Here is a 22,856-nt window from a genome sequence, read left to right as displayed (position 1 = left end):
CATCCCTTATCTGGTGTCCTATGCGCCGTTAGCTACCGCTGACTGCCGTTCGATAACATGCCCACTCAGGGCCCATCGAGTGCAAGGAGTGCGAGCGCCCGCCTGAACAGGCCAAGGTGCAGCAAGCAAAGGAAGAGACACGCAATGTTTTCCAGTTTGAAACTGCTATATATCGCCGATGATATTATTTCACCTGATGAATTCCCCCGTATAGTCAGCCCTTCCCGCGCCTGTCACGGCCTTTCATACATGCCGGACAAAGACATTCTGTCGCTTTTTTCTGGTTTTCGCGGTGGTGAGCGGATCCGCCGTGAAGTTGGCGTTACGCAAAACGGAATAAGCTCTAACTTGCGCGCAAGAGTGCAGAGCGACCTGATGAGCGGCGTTGTCGTAGCGGTCGAAACCCGACCCGGCGTGTTGGCGACGATGGGGCCATTTTACGCCGACATCGACGGCTACCTGATACCGCAGGAGAAACAAGAGCCAAACTACCCGGTGGACAAGATAGTGAGGCGGTACGAAGAGGCCGTGAAGTCTTACGGTGGCCGCCGGGCGCGCCCGTCCGTCTTCCCCGCACAAGTCACGCGGGCCAAACCGGCCCTTGGCCCGGATATCCCGGCGCAAGGTGGAAGAGCTTCACAGCAGGTCGTGTCTGGGCCCTTGACCAAGGCGCAACGCTGGCAAGAGCGAAAATACCTCATTGGCCGCGGGCAACGGAGTATCTACCCGGACGCCCGAATCGCCTCGGAACGCTTGGCGGCAAATAATGTCGCCGTCGAGAAGGCAAAGCTGGCGGAGAATATCTACAAGACCACGAATCCGCTAAAGGAGACTCCCGGCGTTCCTGAGGGCTGGAAAGATATCAGTAACGATAATGCGGCCCTCAGTAAAATTGGGCTAAACAGAAATATGCTCTTCGACAGAGATGAATCGCCGGATTTTTTGGCAAGGGTATATCAACCGGATAGCCGTGTTTTTGGTAAAGAGATGAATCCGACGGTCGTGTTCAGAGGTTCAAGAGCGCCAGAATTCCCGGAGGGAATCGGCAGCGCCGCCAAAAAGGCCCTTAGGGGCGATTTGTCAGGAATTAAGAATGTGAATGACTGGATAAATAATGGCGCGCAGGGGATGGGGGCGAGCTCTGATTATTATAAGCAGGCGGTTAAAATAGGATTACAAGTAAAGCACTCCTCCGGCGTCGATATTTCTGGTCATTCATTGGGCGGGGGAATGGCCTCAGCTGCATCAATGACCAGTGGGAAACCCGCCTGGACGTTTAATGCAGCCGGACTCCATCATGGAACTGTAGGGAAATACGGAGCTGAGATGATTGGTTCAGCCAAGAACATACAGGCCTATCGAGTGGAAGGAGAACTGTTAACCACGTTACAGGAGGTTAATAACGAAAGTGATTATGAGCTTATAAAAAATGCCCTGCCCGACTCTTTGCAAAAATCCTGGGGCGTAGCATTGCCTTTCACCTTGAAAGAGTGGTCATCGCTGGCGATGCCTGATGCCGCCGGCATACCGCACACGCTTGCCGGTGGGACAGGAACCCTGCTCGATAAACACGGTATAGACCAGACAATAAAGTTGATTGAAGATCAGAAAGACGAGGACGTCGCCACTATCAGGGGGAGAATATGAGCAAGTTGATGATGGCCATGGCGTTACTGTTTACTGTTCTCATGATGCAAGGATGCAAAAAAAACATGGAATATGAGCCACAGGATTTTTTTGAAGGCCGTCAACTGGAAGTCGCGCAGCTGATTTATGATGGCGATGAAGTGAAACTGAAAGAGAAACTTCCCTCTGTCAGCAAGGAAGAACTGAACCGACAGGTTAAGGCGGACATGACCCTGCTGTTTTGGTCGGTGTTGAACTCAATCTACGATAAAAACACGCCGGAAAGGCTGAAAATAATAACCGACCTGGTAAAAGCGGGCGCAGACCCGCTGCAACCCAGACCAGAAGGGGGAAGCAGCCCAGCGGAGTTCGTCATGAAAGCCGACAAGGGGATTTGGGTCAAAGCCATGCTCGACGGCGGTTTACCGCCAAACGCAAAAGATAAGGTATTCAATGAACCCATTGTATTCCAAACAATCAAAGCCAAAAACACTGAAACGTTAAAGGTGATGCTGGAGTACGGAGCGGACATAAATATCAGAGACTCTTTGCAACAAACCTTATTAATGGATGCTTTTTTTAGCTCAGCCTTTGAGCACATGACCCTACTGCTCAATCGGGGTGCGAATCCTAACCCAGTAAATATAAACAATCTTTCGCTGTTAACAGCAGTGAATCGGCAAATAAAAGACAGCCAAGATGGCTCAGAATACAATGAACAGTGTAAGAAAATACTCGAGCTCATGCTTTTGAAAGGGGCAAAGGAAACGCAGTAATTTCACCAACTCGGTTCTGACAGCTGCCGGGTATTTATACCGGGGCTGTCAGATTGCATCTGTTTTCCGATACACACGCTATAGACCACACAAATAAAACTGATTGAAGAGACGAGGGTGTCACCATTCTCAGGGGGAGAGTATGAGCAAATTGATAATGGCAATAGCGCTACTGTTTACTGTCCTCATGGTGCAAGGATGCAACAAAAGCATGGAATATGAGCCACAGGATTTTTTTGAAGGCCGGCAGCTGGACATCGCACAGCTGATTTATGATGGCGATGAAGTGAAACTGAAAGAGAAGCTTCCCTCTATAAGCAAGGAAGAACTGAATCGACCAGTGAAAGCAGACATGACCCTGCTGTTTTGGTCGGTGCTAAACGCAATCTACGATAAAAATACGCCAAAAAGACTGAGGATTATTACTGAGTTGGTTAAAGCGGGTGCAGACCCGTTGCAGCCCAGACCGGAAGGGGGAAGCAGCCCGGCGGAATTTGTCATGAAAGCCGACAAGGGAATTTGGATCAAGGCCATGCTCGACGGTGGTTTACCGCCAAACGCAAAAGATAAGGTATTCAATCAACCCATTATATTCGAAGCGTTAGAAGCGAAAAACCCTGAAACGTTAAAGGTGATGCTGGATTATGGTGCGGATATAAATACAATGGATTCATTGGGGAATACCTTGTTAATAAACTCCCTAGACTATCGCTCGTTTGATCATACGATTCTTTTATTGGAAAGAGGTGCAGATAATAAAATCAAGGGTAAGTTTGGTTGGACTATGGGCAATCAGCTCCAACGCTTTATAGATAGAGGGGTAGGCGATGCCGAGGATAAGGAGAAAATTAACAAGATAAAAGAGTTATTAATTAAAAACGGTGGAGACTGGCCTCCTCTACCTGTAGAGAATTGATACTCCCCTACCCTACGGCATGGATAGGTCGACGTCGAAGACATGTAATATACCGCTCAGGGGCGAAATGGCAACCGCCCCTGCTCGCTCTGCCGATAGTTGCCGACATTAACGCAACTCCTTCGCTATCGCGCTAAACATCAGCGACGCCTCCAGCGGTTGCGCGCTGAAAGAAGGCTCCGCCTGCGGCCAGGTGGACCACTGGACGATCACCAGATTCTCCGCCTGATTCACCATGATCATCTGGCCGAAGATCCCCAGCGCCCACAGGGAATGCTTGAGGGACGCCTGCGGAGCGGGTTCTACGTTAGTCGCATTGGCCGGCACTTCGTTGTTCCACCATTGGAAGCCGTAAATGCCGTTGGGATGCGCCGCCGATACCGAGCCCGCCGCCCGCGTCCAGTTGGACGACTGGGCTACCCAATCTTCCGGCAAGATCTGTTTGCTGTTCGGCAGCGTCCCGTTATGCAGGATGAATTCGCCGAAGCGCCCCCAGTCTTCCAGCGTGGCGTTGAACCCGTGCGCGCCCACGTCGTGCTGGCCTTTCGCGTAGGCATGCCACACGCCGTCGCTGGCCATGCCGTAGGGCTGCCAGATGCTTTGCTCCAGATAGGTCGCCAGCGGCATGCCGGTGGCGCGCTCCAGCACGTCGCCCAGCAGCCACGCACCGCCGGAGGAGTAAGACCAGTTCTGCCCGGCCGGATGCGCACGCTGCAAACCGGCTACCAGCTTGCGCACGCAGGCGTAGGTACCGGGCTTGGCTTCACACTCGGTCAGCTGCGCGAAGTCCGATTTCGGGTTGGTGTAATCCTCATTCCACGCCACGCCGGAGGTGTGAGTGATCAGCTGCCTGAGGGTCACGCCGTCCCACGCGGTGCCTTTCAGATCGGGTTCGTATTGCGTGATGAGATCGTCGAGCGAGCGGATCTTGCCCTGTTTAATCGCCACGCCCACCAGCGTGGCGACCACGGATTTGCCCACCGAGCGCGACGTCCACAGGGTGGCGTCGGTATTGCCTTCACCCAGATATTTCCAGGCGATTTTGCCGTCTTTCAATACCAGCATGCCGCTGACGTTCTGGCGCTGCAGGTAATCCTGCAGGTGGTAGGTTTTGCCATTCACCCGATAGCTGGCGTCCGTTAGCTGTTTAGCGGCAGCCGGCAGCGGCGCAGCGTTGCCGTGGTGAAACACGTCCCCGGCATAGTTGCGGTAGTCGTTACGAAAACCGATCACCCGGTCGCTCTGGCTCCAGGTGAGCATCTTGTGCGTGTCCGGCAATTGCGCATCGAAAGGCGCGGGACAGGCGCTGAGTTCGGTGCCCGCACAGGCGGCCAGCGCGGCGGGCACCAACAGACCGCTGCAGAGACTGATGACAACGCCCGCTAGCAGGCTGCGGTTAAACACTTTGCTTTTCATATTTTTTCTCGTTTAGCTCAGGAAGGCGTTCAGCTTAAAAAAACGCGGCCTATAATAAAAAACGCCTGATGGGGGAAAATCCCCCGCAAAATCGAAGGGAGAACCGCGTGCCGAGCCTGATTTACTCCTTTGCCCAACTGGAAGCCTTCACCGCCGTGGCCGAGCACGGCAGCCTGGCGAAAGCCGCGCTCAAGCTGGGCAAAGACCGCACGACGCTGCGCGATTTGATTGATTTTCTCGAGGATGGCTTGGGCTATGCGCTGTTCCTGCACGAAGGGCGCAGCCTGCACCTGACGCCAGAGGGCGAACAGCTGCAGCGCCAGGCGCACCTGCTGATGCGGCAGGTGAAAGCGTTTGAGGCGTTTGCCAAAGACGTGCCGAAGAGCGCGGCGCAGGAAATCTCGCTGGTTTACGATCCCTTTACGCCCCGCGCGTTGCTGCAGGCGCTGATTGCCGCCATGGCCCAGCGCAACACGCGCCTGAGCCTGATTAACGCCTCGCGCGACGAAGCGGAAAGGCTGCTAGTGAGCGGCCAGGCCGATCTGGGCATCTGCCAGGCACGCCATCGCAGCGTGGGCGACGCCATGGAGTGGCGCGCCCTAGGGGCGATAGAGATGGATTTTTACGCCGCCAAATCGCTTTTCCCCGGCGCGGAACAGCCGCTCTCGCTGCTGGAGCTCTCACTCACGCCGCAGGTAATCATGCACCCGGACTCTGACGAACCCGTGGCGCGCCGTCTGCAAATTTCAGGGCATACAATATTTACCAACGAGCTGGAGATGCTGCGCGCCCTGCTCGAACAGGGCTGCGGCTGGGGATTCCTGCCGACGCATATGCATGCCGAACAGTGGAAAAACGTTAACACGCTGCGTACCGAAGTGGGCAGCCAGGGAATAAGTCAAACCATGGTCACCATCTGGAAGCCTGGCAATGACCGGCGAACGCTGATTGATGAGACGCTGGCGCTGTTGCCGGGGTTGTGGCGGGGGGTTGGGGGTGAACATTGGGGGCATTGCTAGAAAACTAGGCCAGGTAAACGGTGTGTTTAAACTTGGCTGAAAAGTCGCAGCCAGATTAGCGGTGTTGTTATCGGTAGTAGATAGTAATGCTCATCACCTACGTTGTTTGTACGATCGTTCTTAAGCGGGGATTACTGTTTTCCCCAATGAGCCTCTCGCCATCTTTACCCCAGCGCTACTGGTGCTGGTTTGTCGCTTTAATCGGCGGTATTAGAGGGCAGTCTCGAGCGAGGGCTGGAATTGACTTGGCTAGACTTCTAAAGGGTTTAAAAATTTACTGTGATTATTTTATGAAATACTTACATAAAGTAAAAAAACCCCGTATTAAACACAGGGTCTCATTATGAGATTAATGATTAGTTTCGTTTTCTGGGGGGATTCTCAAGTGCAGTTAAAAATATATCAATCGCTTCTAAATCCTGCTCTATTTCAGCAATCGTCGGATAAGGATCACCGACAGCAGGCGCACTATCATGCCCTCTAAAATAAGCACTACATTTAGACATCCCACGATCAATCTTATCAATGTCATCTTGAGTGATGTCTGTTAACCGAGCCAATCGCTGGGTAGAAATGCCTCTCTCAAAACGAGTCACTACTTTATTAAGAAGCTTCTCTTCAACAAGCCTTTCCCAAGCCTCGCGTAGAAAACCATAAAACTGGCAAGAGGCCAAACGTAACTCAATAGCTGTTGTCTCATCCCTTTTTTCTAAACGTTTAAGTTCCTGTAGCTTAACCTTAAGTTCCTTATATCTGCTTCGCGTAGTCATTGCTTCCCAAGGGGCAGCTTCTCTGACGAAACCCGCAAATTTCCTGGAGCGTTCAAGAGCAATGCTGGAGTATTTTGCACTTGTCTCTTCAGCAACTTCCAGCAGCAGTTTGTAAAAAACAATACTATGCGTAAAAATAATAACCTGTCTATTTCTCGACTCTGAAACTAGCCGCCTTGCAACCCGGCTACTCCACTCATGACTTAATGAGTTCACTGGATCGTCAAATATAACTGCCGACTTTCTTGCATCAGCCTTCATTTCAGCAAGGAAGCTGGCGATAGCAATACACCGCTGCTCCCCCTCACTTGTAACTCCGAGTGTGGCAATAGTCGTATCATTTTCATCAGCCAATGACAATTTAAACTGCTGCTCACCAGAACGATTTCGGGTATCAACTTTCACTTTGAAACGCTCAAAACCAAAATTACGTAACTCGTCGTTGAATGCTGAGACCAACGGTTCAACAACACCAGAACGACTTATCTGAGATGACAAGGTTGAAATTGATGTTGTTCCGCATTGCGTCTGCAAATTTTCAAGTTTTTTAATAATCTTGAGTCGCCTGATATTAGAAATAACATTAGAAATATTCTCCAATACATATTTCTTATCCTCCAGATGTGCTAACTCCATCTCTTCTCTTTTGATTAAAGTCAAAAGATCTGCATCTGAATTAACATTGAGTATATTTTGGTCAATACTCTCAATGATTTTACTAAGCTGATTTACGCACTCAGTATTTATCTCGGCACATGCACCGTTAATTTTACCTGATAAAATATTTTCTTTCCTGTCCACTAAGGCTGTAAACATCTTTTTGACGTCATCTCCCATTGGAGGATGCTTGCTATTAAGAAATTCAATAGCCGCAATGTAAGGCGCGAGCTCGAGAGAATGTAAAGATAACAATTTTAATGCGTTATCAACATTATCCTTTGCGTTTTTTGCTGACTGTGCCGTTTTGTCATTTAAATACTGCCCTAACGCAGCCATTCTTCTTTCACTTTCCGGGCTAACCTCTTGTAAACAAAGTGGGCAATGTTCGCCTCTTTGCATAGGGAAATTTTGCTTTCGTGTTTCCTGTTCAATAAAGCTTTTAGCAGCTTCCCATAAATTCTGCCAGCTAAGACCTGCGACTGTATCTAGTGGTAGGTTTTGCAAAGTAGCCTTACGTAGCTCTTCAGAAAGATGTTGTGTTCGTTCTTGCTCGGTCTGCAGTTTTCTCAGCTCTAAAATACCCTCATTACCTAACAGCTTAAGAGAGCTATCACAAATTTTTTTAAGAGGAGTAAGTGTTCTCTTATTTTGTTCCAGTGTGCTTTTTATCGTTTCAGCCGTCTGAGACTTGTATTGAATTATTTCTCTTCTCAAATTATCTATTCGTTGCAAGTCAAAATCAGTAGCAATATGTTTTTTTACATCGTCTTCAATAGTATTTGCCGAAAGACTATTGACGAAGCTAGCCGTAATACTACCTGACTGTAACTTCGTCAATGTAACAAGACCATTTCCGGGCATAATATCTTCATTGATTATGGCATTGACGCTTCCGATGGCACGAACTAACTCAGTAAGTAAATTTAACCCAACAGGTTTAAACCCCAGAGCATCCTCTTTGTTCACGTAATGGCTTGCAGATGAACTGTCAAATACACGTATAGACTTTAATGATTCAATACTTGATGCCTGTTGATTCCATGAATGGATTTCATCCACACCATTACATGAAACAGCGAGTTTTGCCTGAGGAGGTAAGTTAAGTTTTGAAAAAACATTCCCAATAATGGCAGGACTATCCCCTCGGGTTAAGCATGCGTTTTTTAAGATGCTTGCATAGCTTGACTTTCCGGCACCATTATCACCATAAACGATAAACAGGCCATTGTTTGAAAAATTTAGCGTTTGATTTTCTGCCAGTAGCCCAACGCCTTTTACATCGTAAAGTGATTTTAATGACACCTCATGTAGCTCAGCCGCATAGCCGGTAAAATCTATCGGTTTTTCACATTCAGAAAAATAAGCATCTTTCTCCAGCAAACCATGCTCCATGCGAGCCAACTCGAATATTTCATTGAAGTCATCTTGCTCTAATGTTCCATTATTTAATGCAAGACGTAGCGAGTGTCGCCACCAGACAGGTTTATTTTTAGACCAATCTGCTATTTTTTCTATAGGCATCATACAAACTCCTTAAGTAATCCTGTTGACCAATAAAAATGATATCGAACAGAAATCATCTCAAAAAAATCATTGTGTTATAGTGACTTTTGTCATGTTTGACAGATTGTCTGACATTGTATCTTGCAGAGTGAAAGTGGGCCCGCGAACATATCCTAGACCTGTTAAAAAAACCTTCGGACTGACACTACCATGATGACTGCACCGTCGAGCCCGGGTGCAAGTCTCTCATACCGGCTGACCATGAGTTTTTAGATATCTGACATTCTGTTATGTTCGAACTATCTGCTCATGGCATAAAGCAGCTTTCCATACTTGACTTCTCTCGTGGAACACACCTTACCGAAGATTCCTTCAACAAAAAATAGTCATATGAAATGATCTCGTATGATATTAATAAATAAATATCATTATTACCTATCTCTGCATTTTTTATTCCCCCAACTCCCCCCTAGCACCGCCCCCGCCCTTTCCCTACAATAAGGGATCTGTTGAGGCATAACGCAAGGAAAGACGGTGTCGAAAGCCAATCCCAATGCCACTATCGTGGATATCGCCCGCCGCGCCAGGGTGACCAATATCACCGTTTCCCGCGCCTTCAATAAGCCCGAGCTGGTCAAGCCGGAAACCCGCGAGCGCATTCACGCCATCGCCAAAGAGCTGAACTATGTGCCCAACGCGTTCGCGCAGGGGCTGAAAAGCAGCAGCAGCCAGATTATCGGCATCGTCACCAGCAGCATGTACAACCCGTTCTATTCCGGCCTGATCAAGACCGTGTCGCGCATTGCGCGTCAGCAGGGCTATCAGATCATGCTGTTCGACACCGACGGCAGCGAAGAGGCTGAAATGCGCGCCATTCAGGCGCTGTTCGGCTACAAGGCGCGCGGCATCCTGCTGTCGGCGGTGCGCGACGACAAGCGCTACCGCCCCGCCTATCTCGAGCTGGCCGAGGTGTACGGCGTGCCGCTGATCCTGATCGACCGCGATCTCTACGATCAGCAGCTGAGCGGCGTGTTCCTCGATAACCGCGAGATTGGCGTGCTGGCCGGACGTTATCTGGCGGAGCAGCCGGAGCAGAAGCTGCTGATTATCGGCGGCCCGGCGGATTCGGAAATTACCTTAACGCGCACCGCCGGCATCGTCGCGGCCTTGCAGGGCAGCGGGCGTGAGATTCATATCATCAACGGCGACTACGATTTCACCTCGCAAGAGAGCGAGGTGCGCGCCTATCTGGCGCAGCCGGAGAACCGCCCGGATTACATCATCGGCCTGAACGGCATCATCACGCTGGGCGCCATCGCCATTTGCCACGAGATGGGGCTTTATCAGCAGGTGAAGTTCTTCTCGATCGACGAGCCGCCGCGCGCCAGCGCTTACGGCCTGCACATTCCGGGGGTGTATCACGATACGCAGAAACTCGGGGAGATCGCCGCGGAGCTGCTGTTCAGCGCCATTAACAGCCCGCGCGGCGAGCTGCCGGTGCGCAGAGAGTTCTTCACCGGCTCGCTGTTGAATCACTGACGGGCGCTATTGCCCGTAGTAGGCGTGTTTGCCGTGCTTGCGCAGGAAATGTTTGTCCAATAGTTCCGGCTGCATCGGGGCGATGGCCGGCGCCAGCTGGCGCGTCGCCATCGCCATGATCGCCACCTCTTCCAGCACCACCGCGTTGTGCACCGCATCCGCCGCGTCCTTGCCCCAGGCGAACGGGCCGTGGGAGTAAACCAGCACTCCCGGCACCTGCTGCGGATCGCGCCCCGCCTGACTGAAGGTCTCGATAATCACCTTGCCGGTTTCCCCTTCGTAATCGCCGGCGATCTCCGCCTCGCTCATCGGCCGGGTACAGGGAATGTCGCCGTAAAAGTAGTCGGCGTGGGTGGTACCCAGCGCCGGGATCGGCTGCCCGGCCTGCGCCCAGATGGTGGCGTTGCGGCTGTGGGTGTGCACCACGCCGCCGATATCGGCGAAGGCGCGGTACAGCGCCAGGTGGGTGGCGGTGTCGGATGAGGGCTTGCGGTGCCCTTCGCGCACCTTGCCCTCCAGATCCACCACCACCAGATCCTCCAACGTCATCGCCTCGTAGGCGATGCCCGAAGGCTTGATCACCACCAGCCCGCTTTGGCGATCGATCGCCGAGACGTTGCCCCAGGTAAAGGTCACCAGCCCGTATGCCGGCAGGCTGAGGTTGGCGGCCAGCACCTGCCGCTTGAGTTCGTTCAGCATGCGATGCCTCCCTCATTCATTTGTTGTTCGATCCAGGCCTTGGCCTGGGCGATGCGCTGCTTGTCCTGCCCGTCTTCACGCGCCCACATCTCTAGCAGATAGGGGCCGCGATAGCCGAGCGCGTTGAGCACGGAAAAGGCGTGGGCGAAATCCACGCAGCCCTCGCCGAACGGCACGTCGCGGAACTGCCCGGCGCTGCCCGGCCCCACCGCCACGGTGTCTTTGAGGTGCACGGCGGTGATGCTGCCGATGCCCAGCGCCAGCTCGGCGGCGACGTCGTTGCCCCAGGCGCTGAGGTTGCCGAGATCGGGATACACCGTGAACCATGGGCTGTTGACGTGGCGGGCGATGTCGCGCCATTTGCTGATGCTGTTGATGAACGGCGTATCCATCACCTCCACCGACAGCATCACCTGCGCCCTGGCAGCCTGCGCCGCCGCCCACTGCATGCCCTCGATAAAGCGCGCGCGGCTGTGGCGATCGGCGGGTTCATAATAGACGTCGTAGCCCGCCAGCTGGATGTTGCGGATGCCGAGATCCGTCGCCAGTTCCAGCGCCTTGCTCATCAGCACCCGCGCCCGCTCACGGGTGGCGGCGTCATGGCTGCCAAACGGATCGCGCCGGTGCGCCGACAGGCACAGGCTCGGCACCGTCACCCCGCTGTCGAGCCGCGCCTGGATAAACGCCAGCCGCTGGCGGCGATCCCAGTCCAGCCGCTGTTGGCGCGCCGGCTGTTCGTCTATAGACATCTCCACGAACTCAAAGCCCAGCTCGGCGGCGGTGGCCAGCCGCTGCGGCCAGTCCAGATCGGCGGGCAGCGCCTTTTCATACAGCCCCAGGCAGGCGGCGTTAGTCGTTTGCATCAGTCACCTCACTCAAAGCCTGGGCGACCGCCAGATAGCGCGCCTGCTGGGCGCGCAGGCGCCGGTGGGCGGCGGTCGCGGGATAATAACAGCGCAATTTGGGCGGCGCGGCGGCGATCGCTTCGGAGAACCCGGCGTACTCCCCGGCGCCGACGGCGGCGCACAGGGCGGCGGCGCGGCAGCCGCTCTGGCGCGTTTCCACCACCTCAAGCGGCAGGTTGCCGGCGTCGGCGTACATCTGCATCCAGACCTCGGACTGCGTCGGCCCGCCGGTCATGCGCACCCGCTCGATGCGCGGGTTCAACTGCACCATGCGCTCCTGATGGATCAGGTGCGAGAACACGATGCCCTGGTAGATCGCCTGCACCACGTCCGCCATCTCGTGGTGGGCGCTCAGGCCGATCAGACCGCCCGGCGTGTTGCCGCCGAGGTTGGAGCCGTACAGATACGGCAGGAACAGCAGCCCGCTGGGCTGCTCGCGGCGCTCGGCCACCCAGGCGTTGAACTGGGCGTAGCGCTGCCGGTCGTCGGCGCAGAACTGGCGCAGGAACCAGGCCAGGTTGCCGGCCGAGGTCGGGCTGCCTTCGTGCACGAAATAGCGGCCGTCGATACAGTAGCGCCCCCAGGCGTAGGGGTAATCGGCGGGAATGATGCGCTCGGTCACGCAGGTGGCGATCGACCAGGTGCCCGCCACCGCGCTGAGCGTGCGATCGTCGGCCACGCCGGAGCTGAGCGCCGCGCCCACCACGTCGAACAGTCCGCCGTACACCGCGGTGCCCGTTCGCAGGCCGCACTGCGCCGCCGCCGCGGCCGTCACCCGCCCGGCCAGCTGCGCCGAGCCGATCGTTGGCGCGGTCTTCTCCTGCGCCTCTTCGATGCCGAAGGCCGCCATCAGCGCCGGATCGTAAGCGCCGCTGCGCTGGTTAAACAGGTTGCTGCCGGAGATGTTGGTCACTTCGGCCGCCGCCTCGCCGGTGAGGCGAAAGCGCAGGTAGTCGTGCGCCATCAGGATGCGATCGACGGCAGCGTACTGCGCCGGTTGCCGCTGCTTCAGCCAGCGCAGCAGCAGCGCCGGGTGGCTGGGCCACAGCGGCTGCAGGCTGCGCGGGTAGGTCTGCGCGTCCACGCCGGCGCGGCGCAGCTCAGCCACTGTTGCCGCCGCGCGGTTGTCCGAAGAGAGGATGCCGTTGCCGACCGGTTTGCCGTGGCGGTCGATGGCGTACAGCCCTTTGCCGTGCGCCGAAAAGCTGACGCCGCGCACCTGCCCGGCCGACAGCCCCGCCGCGTGCAGCGTCTGGCGGATCGCCGCGCACACGTCATCCCACAGCGCGTCCATATTGCGTTCGCTAAAGCCCGGCTGGGCGGCAATCGCCGCGCCGTCGCGCTCGGCGATCGCCAGCTCTTCGCCGCTTGCCCGGTACAGCCCGGCCTTGATCACCGTGCCGCCGACGTCTATGCCAAGAAAGACTGACATCGTGCCTCCTATTTGCGCCGCACGGAGCTGAGGTAGATGGCGGCCAGGATGATGCCGCCCTTCACCACGTTCTGGATATACGGCGACACGTTCATCAGATTGAGGCCGTTGTTGAGCACCCCGAGCATCATCGCCCCCACCAGCGTGCCGACGATGGCGCCGCGCCCGCCGGAGATCGCCGCCCCGCCCAGCACTACGGCGGCGATGGCGTCCAGCTCGAAGCCTTCGCCGGCGTTGGGCTGCCCGCTCATCAGGCGCGAGGTCAGCACCAGCCCGGCCAGCGCGGCGGTCAGGCCGCTGATCACGTACACCAGCATCTTGTAGCGCGGCACGCGGATGCCGCTCAGGCGCGCCGCCTCTTCGTTACCGCCCATCGCGTAGACGTAGCGGCCGAACGGCAGCTGGTTGAGCATCAGCCAGGCCAGCAGGTACACGCCGAGCATGATCAGGATCGGCACCTGGATGCCCAGCAGCGTGCCGCGGCCAAAGAACGAGAAGACGTCGGGAAGGCCGGAGATCGGGTAGCCGCCGGTATAGAGCAGCGCCAGGCCGCGGGCGATGCCCATCGACGCCAGGGTGACGATGATCGGCGGCATGCGCAGGTAGGCGATGCAGGCGCCGTTGGCCAGGCCGAACAGCGCGCCGAGCGCCAGCGCCGCCACCATCGCCAGCGGGATGGGCACCGCCGCCAGCATCAGCCCGGCGGCGACCGAACCGGCCAGCGCCATTACCGGCCCCACCGAGAGATCGATGCCGCCGGTCAGGATGGCGCAGGTCATGCCCACCGCGATGATGGCGTTGATAGACACCTGGCGCGCCACGTTGGTCAGGTTGTTGACGCTGAGGAAGCTGTCGTTCAGCAGGCTCATCAGCACGAACAGGACAACGAAGCCGATAAACGGCAAGACCGCCGGGTGATGCAGCAGTTTTTCCCAGCGCTTGCCGAGGCTGGGGCCGGCGGCGCGGCGCGCCACGGCGGGTTGTTCAATTCCGATCATAAGGCACTCCCGGTCGCGTGAAGCATGATGTGGTTGGATTCGATCTCGTCGCCGGTCAGTTCGGCGACGATGTGGCCGCCGCGAAACACCAGCACGCGGTCGCACACGCCGATGATCTCCGGCAGTTCGGAAGAAATCATGATGATGGAGATGCCCTGCTGGGTCAGTTGCTGCATCAGCTGGTAGATCTCGGCCTTGGCGCCCACGTCGATGCCGCGCGTCGGCTCGTCGAAGATCAGGATGTTGCAGTCATTGTTAAGCCAGCGGGCGATCACCACCTTCTGCTGGTTGCCGCCGCTCAGGGTGCTGACGGCGGTCTCGGCGTCCGGGGTTTTCACCCCCACGGCGCGGATCAGCCGTTGCACCACGTCGCGATCCTTGCGGGCGCTGACGAAGATCTTGCCGCGCCGATGGTGCCGGTTGAGGGTGATGTTCTGCGCCACCGAGAACGGCAGCACCAGGCCCTCGGTTTTGCGGCTCTCCGGCAGCAGGCCGATGCCCTGCGCCAGCGCCTGCGCCGGGGAGCGCAGCGCCGCCGGTTGGCCGCCGAGACGAACGCGTTTGCGGTGGCAGCGGCTGGCGCCGATCAGCGCCGAAACGGTCTCGGTGCGCCCGGAGCCCACCAGCCCGGCGAAGCCGAGGATCTCGCCCTTGTGCAGGTGGAAGCGGTCGGTCGCGCCGTGCTTCTCGCGCTGGATCTCCGCCTCCAGCAGCACCGTCGCGGTATCGACCGGGTGCGGCTTCACCGGGAAGGCGTTCTCGATTTTGCGCCCGACCATCAGCCGCACCAGCTCTTCCACGTTGGTGTCACCGGTCGCCAGCGTTTCGATATAGGCGCCGTCGCGCAGCACGGTGATGCGATCGCAGATGGTGAAGATCTCGTCCAGGTGGTGCGAGATGAACACCATGCCGACGCCCAGCAGCCGCAGATCGTTCATCACGCTGAACAGGTGTTCGGCCTCGCCCGGCGTCAGCGTGGCGGTCGGTTCGTCCAGCACCAGCACCCGCGCCTCCAGCGACAGCGCCTTGGCGATCTCAACGAACTGCTGCTGCGCCACGCTCAGCTGCTCCACCGGGCAATCGAGATCGATAGCCACCGTCAGCCGCTTGAAGATCGCCTCGGCCTTGCGCCGCATCGCCCGGCGATCCAGCAGGCCCCAGCGGTTCCTGATCTCCCGGTTGAGGAAGATGTTGTCGATGGCGCTCATGTAGGGAATCAACGAGAATTCCTGAAAAATAATGCCGACGCCGGCCTCGATCGCCTGGCGATAGTTGTTAAAGCGGCGCTGCTCGCCGTCGATAAAAATATCGCCCTCGTCCGGCTGATAGATGCCGCACATGATTTTCACCAGCGTCGATTTGCCGGCGCCGTTTTCGCCCAGCAGGGCGTGCACCTCGCCGCGTTGAATGGCCAGATCGATGCCGTCCAGCGCCTTCACGCCGGGAAAGCTCTTTTTTATTCGCTTCAGTTCCAGTAAAGGTGTCACCGCATTGCCCTCCGCGCCGAACGCCCCGCCGCAGCGGGGCGAACCCGGCCGCTGTTACCAGCTAAAGCCGGCCGCATTGCTGCGGTCGATCAGCTTCACTTTGACCGGCACGGTTTTCGGCACCGTGGCGCCCCAGTAGCGGGCCAGCGCAATGCCGAGCGCGATGCGCAGCTGGTCGCGCGGGAACTGCGCCGAAGTGGCGATAAACGGCGAATTCGGCTTGAGGATCTCTTTGATGGCTTCCGGCTGGCCGTCGACGCTCACCAGCTTGACCTTGGCGCCGTTGCTTTCGATCGCCGCCAGGGCGCCGAGTGCGCCGACGTCGTTGACGCTGAAAATGCCCGCCAGATCCGGCGCCGACTGCAGCATGTTTTCGGTGACGGTCAGCGCGGTGTCGCGCTCCTGCTTGCCGTTTTGCTTGGTGACGATCTTGATGTCGGGGTATTTCTTCATCGCCGCTTCAAAGCCGCGCACGCGCTCCAGGATCGGCACCACCGGGATACCGTCGAGGATCGCCACCTTGCCTTTGCCGCCCAGCGCTTTCGCCAGATACTCGCCCGCCTGGAAGCCGGCGTCGTAGTTTTCCGAGCCGACGAACGAGTCCAGCGGCCCTTCGGCCTGCGCGTCGATCGCCACCACCACCGCGCCGGCCTTATGGGCGGAGATCACCGCCGACTGCACCCCCACCGAGTCGGTCGGGTTGATCAGCAGGATATCCACCTTCTTCTGCAGCATGTCTTCCACGTCGCCGATCTGTTTGGCGACGTCATGGCGCGCATCGGCCACGTACACCTTGGCGCCGATATCCGCCGCCGCCTGATCCAGCGCCTGCTTCATGGTGACGAAGTAGTCGTTGTTCATTTCCTGGAACGACATACCGATCGTGATTTGCTTGGCCAGCGCCCCATGGCTGGCCGCCAACATTCCACCGGCGACGATAAAAGGCAGGGTCTTTTTGAATAATGAAAACATAGCCAATTCTCCTGTAGGGAAGCTTCTTGTTGTGGTTATCAGAGCAACAGCATGTCTTTACGTTTGGCCGACCGGCCGGCCCCCCATTGCGGAGCGGGCCGGCGATCATGACTGCAACAGCGGTACGGCGGGAGGGTCAGGGAACCAGGATCACCTTGATGGAGTCGGTCGAGTCCGCCAGGGCGAAGGCTTCGTCCCAGTCGTTCAATGAATAGCTGTGGGTCACCACGCCGCTTGAGGTCACCAGCCCGCGCTCGAACAGATCGATGGCGATCTCATAGCTGTAGGGCGCCAGGTGCGCGCCGCGAATGTCCAGTTCCTTGCGATCGCCGATGATGGACCAGTCGACGGTGGTTTCCTTGCCGAACACGCTGAACTCCACGAAGCGGCCCAGCTTGCGGATCATCTGCAGCCCCTGGGTGACGCCGATCGGCGCGCCGGTGGCCTCAATGTAGACGTCGCAGCCGTAGCCGCCGGTCAGCGATTTGACGATCTGGTCGGCGTCTTCCTTCAGCGGGTTGATCACCACGTCGGCGCCGAATTCCTTCGCCAGCGCCAGCCGCTCGTCGATGGCGTCGATCACGATCAGTTTCTTTGGCGTTTTCAGGCGCGCCACTTGCACCATGCACAGCCCGAGCGGCCCGGCGCCGGCCAACACCACCACGTCGTCCAGCTGGATGTCGCCGCGCGCCACGGTGTGGATGGCGCAGGCCATCGGCTCGATCAGTACCGCGTCTTCATGGCTCAGGCTTTCCGGGATCTTGTGGACGATGGCGTTTTCGGAAAAGCGCATGTACTCCGCCATGCCGCCCTCCGCCACGTCTCTTTGGAAGCCGTAAATGTTATGCGTCTCACACATCCAGTAGCTGCCGGATTTGCAGTAACGGCACTCCCAGCACGGCACGATCTGCTCGGCGATCACCCGCTCGCCGAGCTGGTATTTGCCTTCCGCGCCCTCGCCCAACGCGGCGACGCGGCCGTAGAACTCGTGCCCCGGCACCACCGGCGGTTTGACCCACGGATTCTCGCCCCAAAACATCTGCGCGCCGTTCTTGCATTTGCAGTCGCCGGCGCAGATGCCGCAGCCTTCCACCTTGATCACCAGCTCGCGCGCCTTCGGCAGCGGCGTAGGCACCTGTTCGAAACGATAATCCTGCGGGCCATGGCAAACGACCGCGCGCATTTTTTCCGGCAACTGGCTCATCTCTTCCTCCAATACACTCGTTAAACGCTTGAAAATTCTAAATGTTGACGTTGTCATTTTTATTCAACAAAAAATGAGTAACGCCACAACATGTTAAATTTCAATGAATTAATCATCACATATCCCGAAAAACCAAAATGACAACGTGAACATTGATCGACATATAACCAAAGCTGCAAAAAGAATTGTTTGAACAAAATCACAGTTCGTTAACATTGCGGCTAAAAATGCTACAAATGCGGATCGTGATCCCATTTACAGGATCGATGAGGATCGGGAGATGATCGAAACGGCGGGAAGAAAATGATTGGCAGGAATGCGGGCCAGGCATCGCGCCCGGCCCGATAGAGCGGGTTACTTCACTTCACCCATCGCTTTCAGCTTTTTGGACAGCTCGCGGCGCTCTTTGGACAGATCGGCATTTTTGATGATGTAGTCATCAACGCGATCTTCGTAGTCGCTGCGCATGTTGGCGATGATGCCCTGAATGTCTTCAATGCTCATGCCGGGCTTGATGTACTCACTCAGGTTGTCGAGCAGCAGCACGCGCTTCTGGTTATCACGAATTTTCTTTTCGTTGTCGACGATCTCGCGTTGCAGTTTGTTTTTGCGGCGGAACATACGCACAAACTCCAGCACGTCCTGGAAACTCGGCTTATTTGCATTATCCATCTTTATACCCTTGCTTTAGTAATACACAGATTCATTTGCTTACGGCCACATGGCACCAAGATACAGGTTTGTGGCGGTCCGGCACAACAGTGATTGGCTTATCTTACCCACTTTGCCCCGGCGGCCAAAACCCAAAGCGCCGCCTTCATGATCTGACCCCTTATTCGCGCCCGGCGGCGGTGCAAACCTGGAGCAAATCCCCCAGCTCTTCCAACTGCTGCGCCAGCTCCATGCTGAGCCAAACGTAGCCGTAAATCGGCGCTTCGCCGTGTTGGCCGACGCTGACTTCCTGCATCAGCGTTTTCAGCTCGCCGGCGATTTCCGCCAGCTGCCCCGCCGCCGCCTGGCGCTGCGCCTGCGGCCCTTCGCGCATCAGCACCGCCAGCGACTCCAGCGAGCTCAGCGTCAGCAGCTGGGTGCTGCGCAGCGTGCGGGCGTTCAGCATGATGAAGTGCGTTTCGCGCGAGGCCCAGTAGGCATCGGCCATCAGCTCCAGCGTGCATACCAGATTGCGGCTGAGGGTTTGCACCGCTTCGAACACCGCTTTGGGGATGCGGGTTTCCTTGCTGGCGGGCACGATCAGGCTGCGCAGCTTCACCACCTGATTCAACAGATCCTTGAGCTGCGGCTCCAGCCGCGGCCGCTCGATAACGTTCGGCGAAAAATACGCGCCGTAGAGACGGGCGGCGGTTTGCAGGCAGTCCGCCATTTGCATGCGCCACAGAATATAGGCGCGCTGCGGGTAGATGCTGGTGAACAGCAGCGCCAACAGCGAGCCGAAGATCACGTCGCCGCTGCGCCACAGCGCGGTGTGCATGTCGCCGGCGCCCGCGCCGCACACTACCGCCAGCGTGATCCCCACCAGCAGCGCCATATACGGCCGTTTGCCGAGCGTCAGGTAACCGCAGACGAACATCACCACGCCGCACCAAACCAGCATCAGCGGCAGCGAATAGAGTTCCAGATACAGGGCGATCAGGCCGGAGGCGGCGCCGAACACCGTGCCGGCGATGCGTTGCAGCGCGCGCTGCAGCACGTTGCCCCAAAACGAGATCGGCCCCATCACCACCACCAGGGTGATCAGCGGCCAGGTGCCTTCGGGCACCGCCAGCAGGCGGATCAGCAGAAAGGTCAGGATAAACGCCAGCCCGATGCGCACGCCGTGTACGATGCGGTAGTGGCGATAGGTCAGCAGTTCAAGGGAAGAGATTTTTCGATCGAGGCGCACAGTGCCTCCGATAAAGACCAGCCAGGCCGCTATTTTAGCGAAGGAAGCCCGGCGAGGAAAAGGCGAATGAGGCGTCCCCCATTCACCTTCAGGCTCAGGCGACGTACTTGTCGACCAGCGCGCGCAGAACGGCGGCGGTTTCAACATCCATCACGCCGTCATACTTCTGCTGACGGAAGTGCAGCTGGAACGCGCGCACCAGCTGGCGATAGCCTTCTGCGGTGCTCGCCGCCGAGGTGTCGTAGCCGTATTGGGCGAACAGTTTCAGCAGATCGGCCTGCGCCGGCAGGCCCTGGCTGCAGTATTCCTGCTGGCGCTGCTGCTTGGTCGTTTCGTCATACCAGGCGCCGACGCCGGCCTGATACAGCTGCTGCCACGGGAACTGCGGGCCCGGATCGCTCTTGCGGCCCGGCGCGATATCGGAGTGCGCCACCACGTTCACTGGCGAGATGTCCGGATAACGCTGCAGGATGTTCTGCGCCAGCTGGGTGACAGCCTCGATCTGCTGCGGATTGAACGGCGGGAAGGTGATGTTTCCACCGTCGCCACTCGCCAGGTTGACAATCTCGATGCCGATCGAGGTGTCGTTGATATTGCTGCGGGTGCCCCATTGGCTGGTGCCGGCATGCCAGGCGCGCTCATTCTCGTCCACCAGGTTGAAGATGCGCACGCCGCTGAAGCCGGCGGCCTGATAGGTCGCCTCGGTCGGATCCGGCACCAGATAGTGCGCGCTGACCGATTTTCCGGTCAACGACTTCACCGAGTCGGCGAAGTTTTGCGCCGTGTAGTGCAGCACCAGAAAGCGCACGCGGCGGCCGAAGCTGGCGACCGATCGGTAGCTATTGTAATCAATCTTGTACATCGTAAAGTCCCTCTCTCGTTTGATTTCACTGAGCGGCCCCTCATCATGACAGACCGCCCCGCACGGGTGAACCCTTGGCTCACCCTTTTTGTTTTAGCTAATTGCTAAATCATGCGCAAGTCTTTTTTAGCAAAATCGTTATTTACCTTTTTGCTAAAGAGTGCGATCATTGCACGATGGAAACTAAAGAAATCAGGCGCAACAATCTGCGCGAATTGATGGCCCGCTACGCCCGGCAAGGCGTCAACCAGAATGAATTCGCCACGCTGGTTGAGTCTTCCGCGCCGACGCTGAGCCAAATCATCGGGGAGAAATCCTCCCGCAATCTTGGCGACAATCTGGCCAGGCGGATCGAGGCCAAGCTGAATTTGCCCAAGGGCTGGTTCGACGTGTTTCATGAAAAGCAGCTGGTGCGCCCGTTTGACAACGTGGCGGCGGAGTCGGACTTCCAACCCGCCCGCTTGAAACCGGTGGTATGGGAAGATACCGAACAAGACAAGGAAGAGTTTGTGGAGATCCCGCTGCTGGATATCGATTTTTCCGCCGGCGACGGCTGCTACGAAATCGTCGATCGCGAGGAGTTTTCGCTGATCTTTCGCCGTTACTATCTGCACAAGATGGGGGTGGCGGTCAACGCCGCGCGCATTATCCGCATCTCCGGCTCCAGCATGGAACCGCGCCTGCAGGACGGCGACGTGGTCGGCATCAACACCGACGACACGCGCATCCGCGAGGGCAAGACCTACGCCATCCGCCACGGCAATTTGCTGCGGGTGAAGGTGCTTATCGAGCAGCCGGACGGTGGCGTCATCATCCGCTCCCTCAACCGGGAAGAGTACCAGGACGAGCATCTCAGCTATCAGCAGCGCAAAGAGCAACTGGTGGTGCTCGGCCGCGTCTTCTGGTCATCTTCGTCCTGGTAACGGACCACAGCGTCGGGCACCCAGGGCGCCCGCCGGTTATTTGAAGTCCACCACCATCTGCTGCTGAATGGACAGCCCGCGGGTCGACTGCACGCAGCCGGCGATGTAGTCGGTGAAGCGCGGCGGTTTCGGCATGCCCAGCTTGAGGATTTTCTCGTTGCTGAAACGCACGTTGAGCATGGCGAACGATCCGTACAGGCGCATCGCTTTGAGCATCAGCCGCTCGTTGCACGGGCCGAAAATGTCTTTCAGCTGACGGCGCATTTTCACCAGCGCGTCATACGTCACCTGCGCATACTCATCGCCCACCGGCGCCTTTTCCAGCGCCGCCGCCATGGCGCGGTCGATTTCGGCAAAGCTGACGCTGCTCTCCTCACCGGCGGAGATATGATAAACGTCGTTCTCGAGCGTTTCGCTGTTCATCAACATCACCAACGCATCCGCACAGTAGTCCGCCGGGATCACATCGATATTGTCCTGCAGCGAACACATGAACTTGCGCAGCATCAGCGCCATGCCGAACACCCAGAAAATGCTGCTGGAAGGCTGGCAGCCCAGGCGAGTGTGGCCAACGACGATCGACGGACGGGCGATGGTCAGCGGCATGTGCGGGCAGCGCTGGCGCATCAGCTGTTCAATGGTGGATTTGGAACGCGTATATTCCACCAGGTGCTCGGCGTCTTCCTCAAACTCGCCGCTCTCCGACACCAGCGAACCCGGCTCCGGCGAACAGGACATGGCGGTACCGACGTGCAGGAAGCGTTTTAATCCCGGCACCTGCGCCATTCTTTCGGCAAAGGCCAGTGTGCCTTCTACGTTTACCTTCCAAATGAGCGGGTTATTACCGAAAGAAGCAACGGCCGCGCAATTAATAACATGCGTGACTTTGTTAATGCGTGCGTCAGTTAAAAAGTTGGCCGGCTCGGAAAGGTCGCCCAACAATATATTTTCTATCGTAATTTTAGACAGCAGATTCGCGTCGATATTAAACTTTTCCATATTCGCGCGAATACGGGCCAGCCCTTGCTGCGCATCGTCGGCGCGCACCAGCAAAAGATAATTAATGGACTGATTTTCAATCAATAATTTTTCAAGAACCGCACCACCGAGAAAGCCGGTAGCGCCGGTCAACAGCAGCGTTTTCATAATTGTCACCCACATTGGCATTGAATGTGGAAGATTGTATCTGCGGATAATTAAACAATTATTAAATAGAATTACGGCGCCCTTAAACACTTTTCTTAATATT

General features: G+C 56.9%; 19 protein-coding genes. 6 read left to right on the top strand and 13 right to left on the bottom strand.

Features of this window, described 5'->3' with window-relative positions; all coding sequences use genetic code 11:
- Positions 1-144 precede the first annotated feature (144 nt).
- The 3 genes from J9788_RS07025 to J9788_RS07015 all read left to right on the top strand — a co-directional run bounded on the left by J9788_RS07025 (position 145) and on the right by J9788_RS07015 (position 3,318).
- On the top strand, positions 145-1,647 hold the full coding sequence (locus J9788_RS07025; RefSeq protein WP_182264158.1) for a phospholipase: 1,503 nt from the start codon (positions 145-147) through the stop codon (positions 1,645-1,647).
- A complete protein-coding gene (locus J9788_RS07020; protein WP_182264157.1) occupies positions 1,644-2,402 on the top strand; it encodes an ankyrin repeat domain-containing protein in 759 nt (252 codons plus the stop codon). The genes J9788_RS07025 and J9788_RS07020 overlap by 4 nt, the downstream gene beginning before the upstream one ends.
- Positions 2,403-2,544: 142 nt before the next feature.
- Positions 2,545-3,318, top strand: coding sequence for an ankyrin repeat domain-containing protein (locus J9788_RS07015; RefSeq protein ID WP_101453905.1), 774 nt, complete (start codon positions 2,545-2,547; stop codon positions 3,316-3,318).
- Positions 3,319-3,426: 108 nt separating this feature from the next.
- Here the strand turns inward: J9788_RS07015 and J9788_RS07010 are convergent, their stop codons facing one another.
- Positions 3,427-4,734, bottom strand: coding sequence for a serine hydrolase (locus tag J9788_RS07010; RefSeq protein ID WP_182264156.1), 1,308 nt, complete (start codon positions 4,732-4,734; stop codon positions 3,427-3,429).
- 107 nt (positions 4,735-4,841) lie between these two features.
- Here J9788_RS07010 and J9788_RS07005 point away from each other — a divergent pair, with 107 nt between their 5' ends.
- The gene (locus J9788_RS07005; protein ID WP_182264155.1) at positions 4,842-5,753 is read left to right on the top strand and encodes a LysR family transcriptional regulator; all 912 of its coding nucleotides are present in this window, start codon (positions 4,842-4,844) and stop codon (positions 5,751-5,753) included.
- 356 nt (positions 5,754-6,109) lie between these two features.
- On the opposite strand, the gene J9788_RS07000 is transcribed toward J9788_RS07005, so the two are convergent.
- Positions 6,110-8,707 carry an AAA family ATPase gene (locus J9788_RS07000; RefSeq protein ID WP_182264154.1) on the bottom strand — a complete coding sequence of 866 codons (2,598 nt, stop codon included), beginning with the start codon at positions 8,705-8,707 and terminating at the stop codon, positions 6,110-6,112.
- A gap of 513 nt (positions 8,708-9,220) precedes the next feature.
- Between J9788_RS07000 and J9788_RS06995 the strand changes: the two genes are divergently transcribed.
- Entirely contained in the window at positions 9,221-10,225 is a 1,005-nt protein-coding gene (locus J9788_RS06995; RefSeq protein ID WP_182264153.1) for a LacI family DNA-binding transcriptional regulator, read from the top strand.
- A 6-nt stretch (positions 10,226-10,231) separates the two neighbouring features.
- Here the strand turns inward: J9788_RS06995 and araD are convergent, their stop codons facing one another.
- From araD to J9788_RS06945, 10 genes are all read right to left on the bottom strand, one after another.
- Entirely contained in the window at positions 10,232-10,924 is a 693-nt protein-coding gene (gene araD, locus J9788_RS06990) for an L-ribulose-5-phosphate 4-epimerase (RefSeq protein WP_033651896.1), read from the bottom strand.
- Positions 10,918-11,787 carry an L-ribulose-5-phosphate 3-epimerase gene (locus tag J9788_RS06985; protein ID WP_182264152.1) on the bottom strand — a complete coding sequence of 290 codons (870 nt, stop codon included), beginning with the start codon at positions 11,785-11,787 and terminating at the stop codon, positions 10,918-10,920. Before J9788_RS06985 ends, araD begins: the two co-directional genes overlap by 7 nt.
- Positions 11,774-13,261 (bottom strand): FGGY-family carbohydrate kinase, encoded by a 1,488-nt coding sequence (locus tag J9788_RS06980; RefSeq protein WP_182264151.1) that lies wholly within the window; start codon positions 13,259-13,261, stop codon positions 11,774-11,776. The genes J9788_RS06985 and J9788_RS06980 overlap by 14 nt, the downstream gene beginning before the upstream one ends.
- Before the next feature lie 8 nt (positions 13,262-13,269).
- A complete protein-coding gene (locus J9788_RS06975; protein ID WP_147879934.1) occupies positions 13,270-14,259 on the bottom strand; it encodes an ABC transporter permease in 990 nt (329 codons plus the stop codon).
- Positions 14,256-15,746, bottom strand: a complete 1,491-nt coding sequence (locus tag J9788_RS06970; RefSeq protein ID WP_182264150.1) for a sugar ABC transporter ATP-binding protein — start codon at positions 15,744-15,746, stop codon at positions 14,256-14,258. The genes J9788_RS06975 and J9788_RS06970 overlap by 4 nt, the downstream gene beginning before the upstream one ends.
- 54 nt (positions 15,747-15,800) lie before the next feature.
- Complete coding sequence (locus J9788_RS06965; RefSeq protein ID WP_015378502.1) at positions 15,801-16,718, bottom strand: ABC transporter substrate-binding protein; 918 nt, start codon at positions 16,716-16,718, stop codon at positions 15,801-15,803.
- A 136-nt stretch (positions 16,719-16,854) separates the two neighbouring features.
- Complete coding sequence (locus J9788_RS06960; RefSeq protein ID WP_182264149.1) at positions 16,855-17,922, bottom strand: alcohol dehydrogenase catalytic domain-containing protein; 1,068 nt, start codon at positions 17,920-17,922, stop codon at positions 16,855-16,857.
- A gap of 354 nt (positions 17,923-18,276) precedes the next feature.
- A complete protein-coding gene (gene tmaR, locus J9788_RS06955) occupies positions 18,277-18,594 on the bottom strand; it encodes a PTS system regulator TmaR (RefSeq protein WP_004935612.1) in 318 nt (105 codons plus the stop codon).
- A gap of 160 nt (positions 18,595-18,754) precedes the next feature.
- Complete coding sequence (locus tag J9788_RS06950; RefSeq protein ID WP_033643781.1) at positions 18,755-19,822, bottom strand: FUSC family protein; 1,068 nt, start codon at positions 19,820-19,822, stop codon at positions 18,755-18,757.
- 94 nt (positions 19,823-19,916) lie between these two features.
- Positions 19,917-20,684, bottom strand: a complete 768-nt coding sequence (locus J9788_RS06945) for an N-acetylmuramoyl-L-alanine amidase (protein ID WP_182264148.1) — start codon at positions 20,682-20,684, stop codon at positions 19,917-19,919.
- A 176-nt stretch (positions 20,685-20,860) separates the two neighbouring features.
- Here J9788_RS06945 and J9788_RS06940 point away from each other — a divergent pair, with 176 nt between their 5' ends.
- Positions 20,861-21,607, top strand: a complete 747-nt coding sequence (locus J9788_RS06940; RefSeq protein ID WP_033643785.1) for a helix-turn-helix transcriptional regulator — start codon at positions 20,861-20,863, stop codon at positions 21,605-21,607.
- Positions 21,608-21,643: 36 nt separating this feature from the next.
- Here the strand turns inward: J9788_RS06940 and J9788_RS06935 are convergent, their stop codons facing one another.
- A complete protein-coding gene (locus J9788_RS06935) occupies positions 21,644-22,753 on the bottom strand; it encodes an SDR family oxidoreductase (protein ID WP_046896707.1) in 1,110 nt (369 codons plus the stop codon).
- Positions 22,754-22,856: the final 103 nt, after the last annotated feature.

Source organism: Serratia sp. X10 (genome assembly GCF_017811775.1).
GTDB lineage: Bacteria > Pseudomonadota > Gammaproteobacteria > Enterobacterales > Enterobacteriaceae > Serratia > Serratia ureilytica.
This window is presented reverse-complemented; position numbering and strand designations above follow the sequence as displayed.

Excerpts from the sequence above, each read along its gene's own strand:
- J9788_RS07025 (WP_182264158.1), top strand. The coding sequence starts at position 145 with ATGTTTTCCAGTTTGAAACTGCTATATATCGCCGATGATATTATTTCA.
- J9788_RS07020 (WP_182264157.1), top strand. The coding sequence starts at position 1,644 with ATGAGCAAGTTGATGATGGCCATGGCGTTACTGTTTACTGTTCTCATG.
- J9788_RS07015 (WP_101453905.1), top strand. The coding sequence starts at position 2,545 with ATGAGCAAATTGATAATGGCAATAGCGCTACTGTTTACTGTCCTCATG.
- J9788_RS07010 (WP_182264156.1), bottom strand. The coding sequence starts at position 4,734 with ATGAAAAGCAAAGTGTTTAACCGCAGCCTGCTAGCGGGCGTTGTCATC.
- J9788_RS07000 (WP_182264154.1), bottom strand. The coding sequence starts at position 8,707 with ATGATGCCTATAGAAAAAATAGCAGATTGGTCTAAAAATAAACCTGTC.
- araD (WP_033651896.1), bottom strand. The coding sequence starts at position 10,924 with ATGCTGAACGAACTCAAGCGGCAGGTGCTGGCCGCCAACCTCAGCCTG.
- J9788_RS06985 (WP_182264152.1), bottom strand. The coding sequence starts at position 11,787 with ATGCAAACGACTAACGCCGCCTGCCTGGGGCTGTATGAAAAGGCGCTG.
- J9788_RS06980 (WP_182264151.1), bottom strand. The coding sequence starts at position 13,261 with ATGTCAGTCTTTCTTGGCATAGACGTCGGCGGCACGGTGATCAAGGCC.
- J9788_RS06975 (WP_147879934.1), bottom strand. The coding sequence starts at position 14,259 with ATGATCGGAATTGAACAACCCGCCGTGGCGCGCCGCGCCGCCGGCCCC.
- J9788_RS06965 (WP_015378502.1), bottom strand. The coding sequence starts at position 16,718 with ATGTTTTCATTATTCAAAAAGACCCTGCCTTTTATCGTCGCCGGTGGA.
- J9788_RS06960 (WP_182264149.1), bottom strand. The coding sequence starts at position 17,922 with ATGAGCCAGTTGCCGGAAAAAATGCGCGCGGTCGTTTGCCATGGCCCG.
- tmaR (WP_004935612.1), bottom strand. The coding sequence starts at position 18,594 with ATGGATAATGCAAATAAGCCGAGTTTCCAGGACGTGCTGGAGTTTGTG.
- J9788_RS06945 (WP_182264148.1), bottom strand. The coding sequence starts at position 20,684 with ATGTACAAGATTGATTACAATAGCTACCGATCGGTCGCCAGCTTCGGC.
- J9788_RS06940 (WP_033643785.1), top strand. The coding sequence starts at position 20,861 with ATGGAAACTAAAGAAATCAGGCGCAACAATCTGCGCGAATTGATGGCC.
- J9788_RS06935 (WP_046896707.1), bottom strand. The coding sequence starts at position 22,753 with ATGAAAACGCTGCTGTTGACCGGCGCTACCGGCTTTCTCGGTGGTGCG.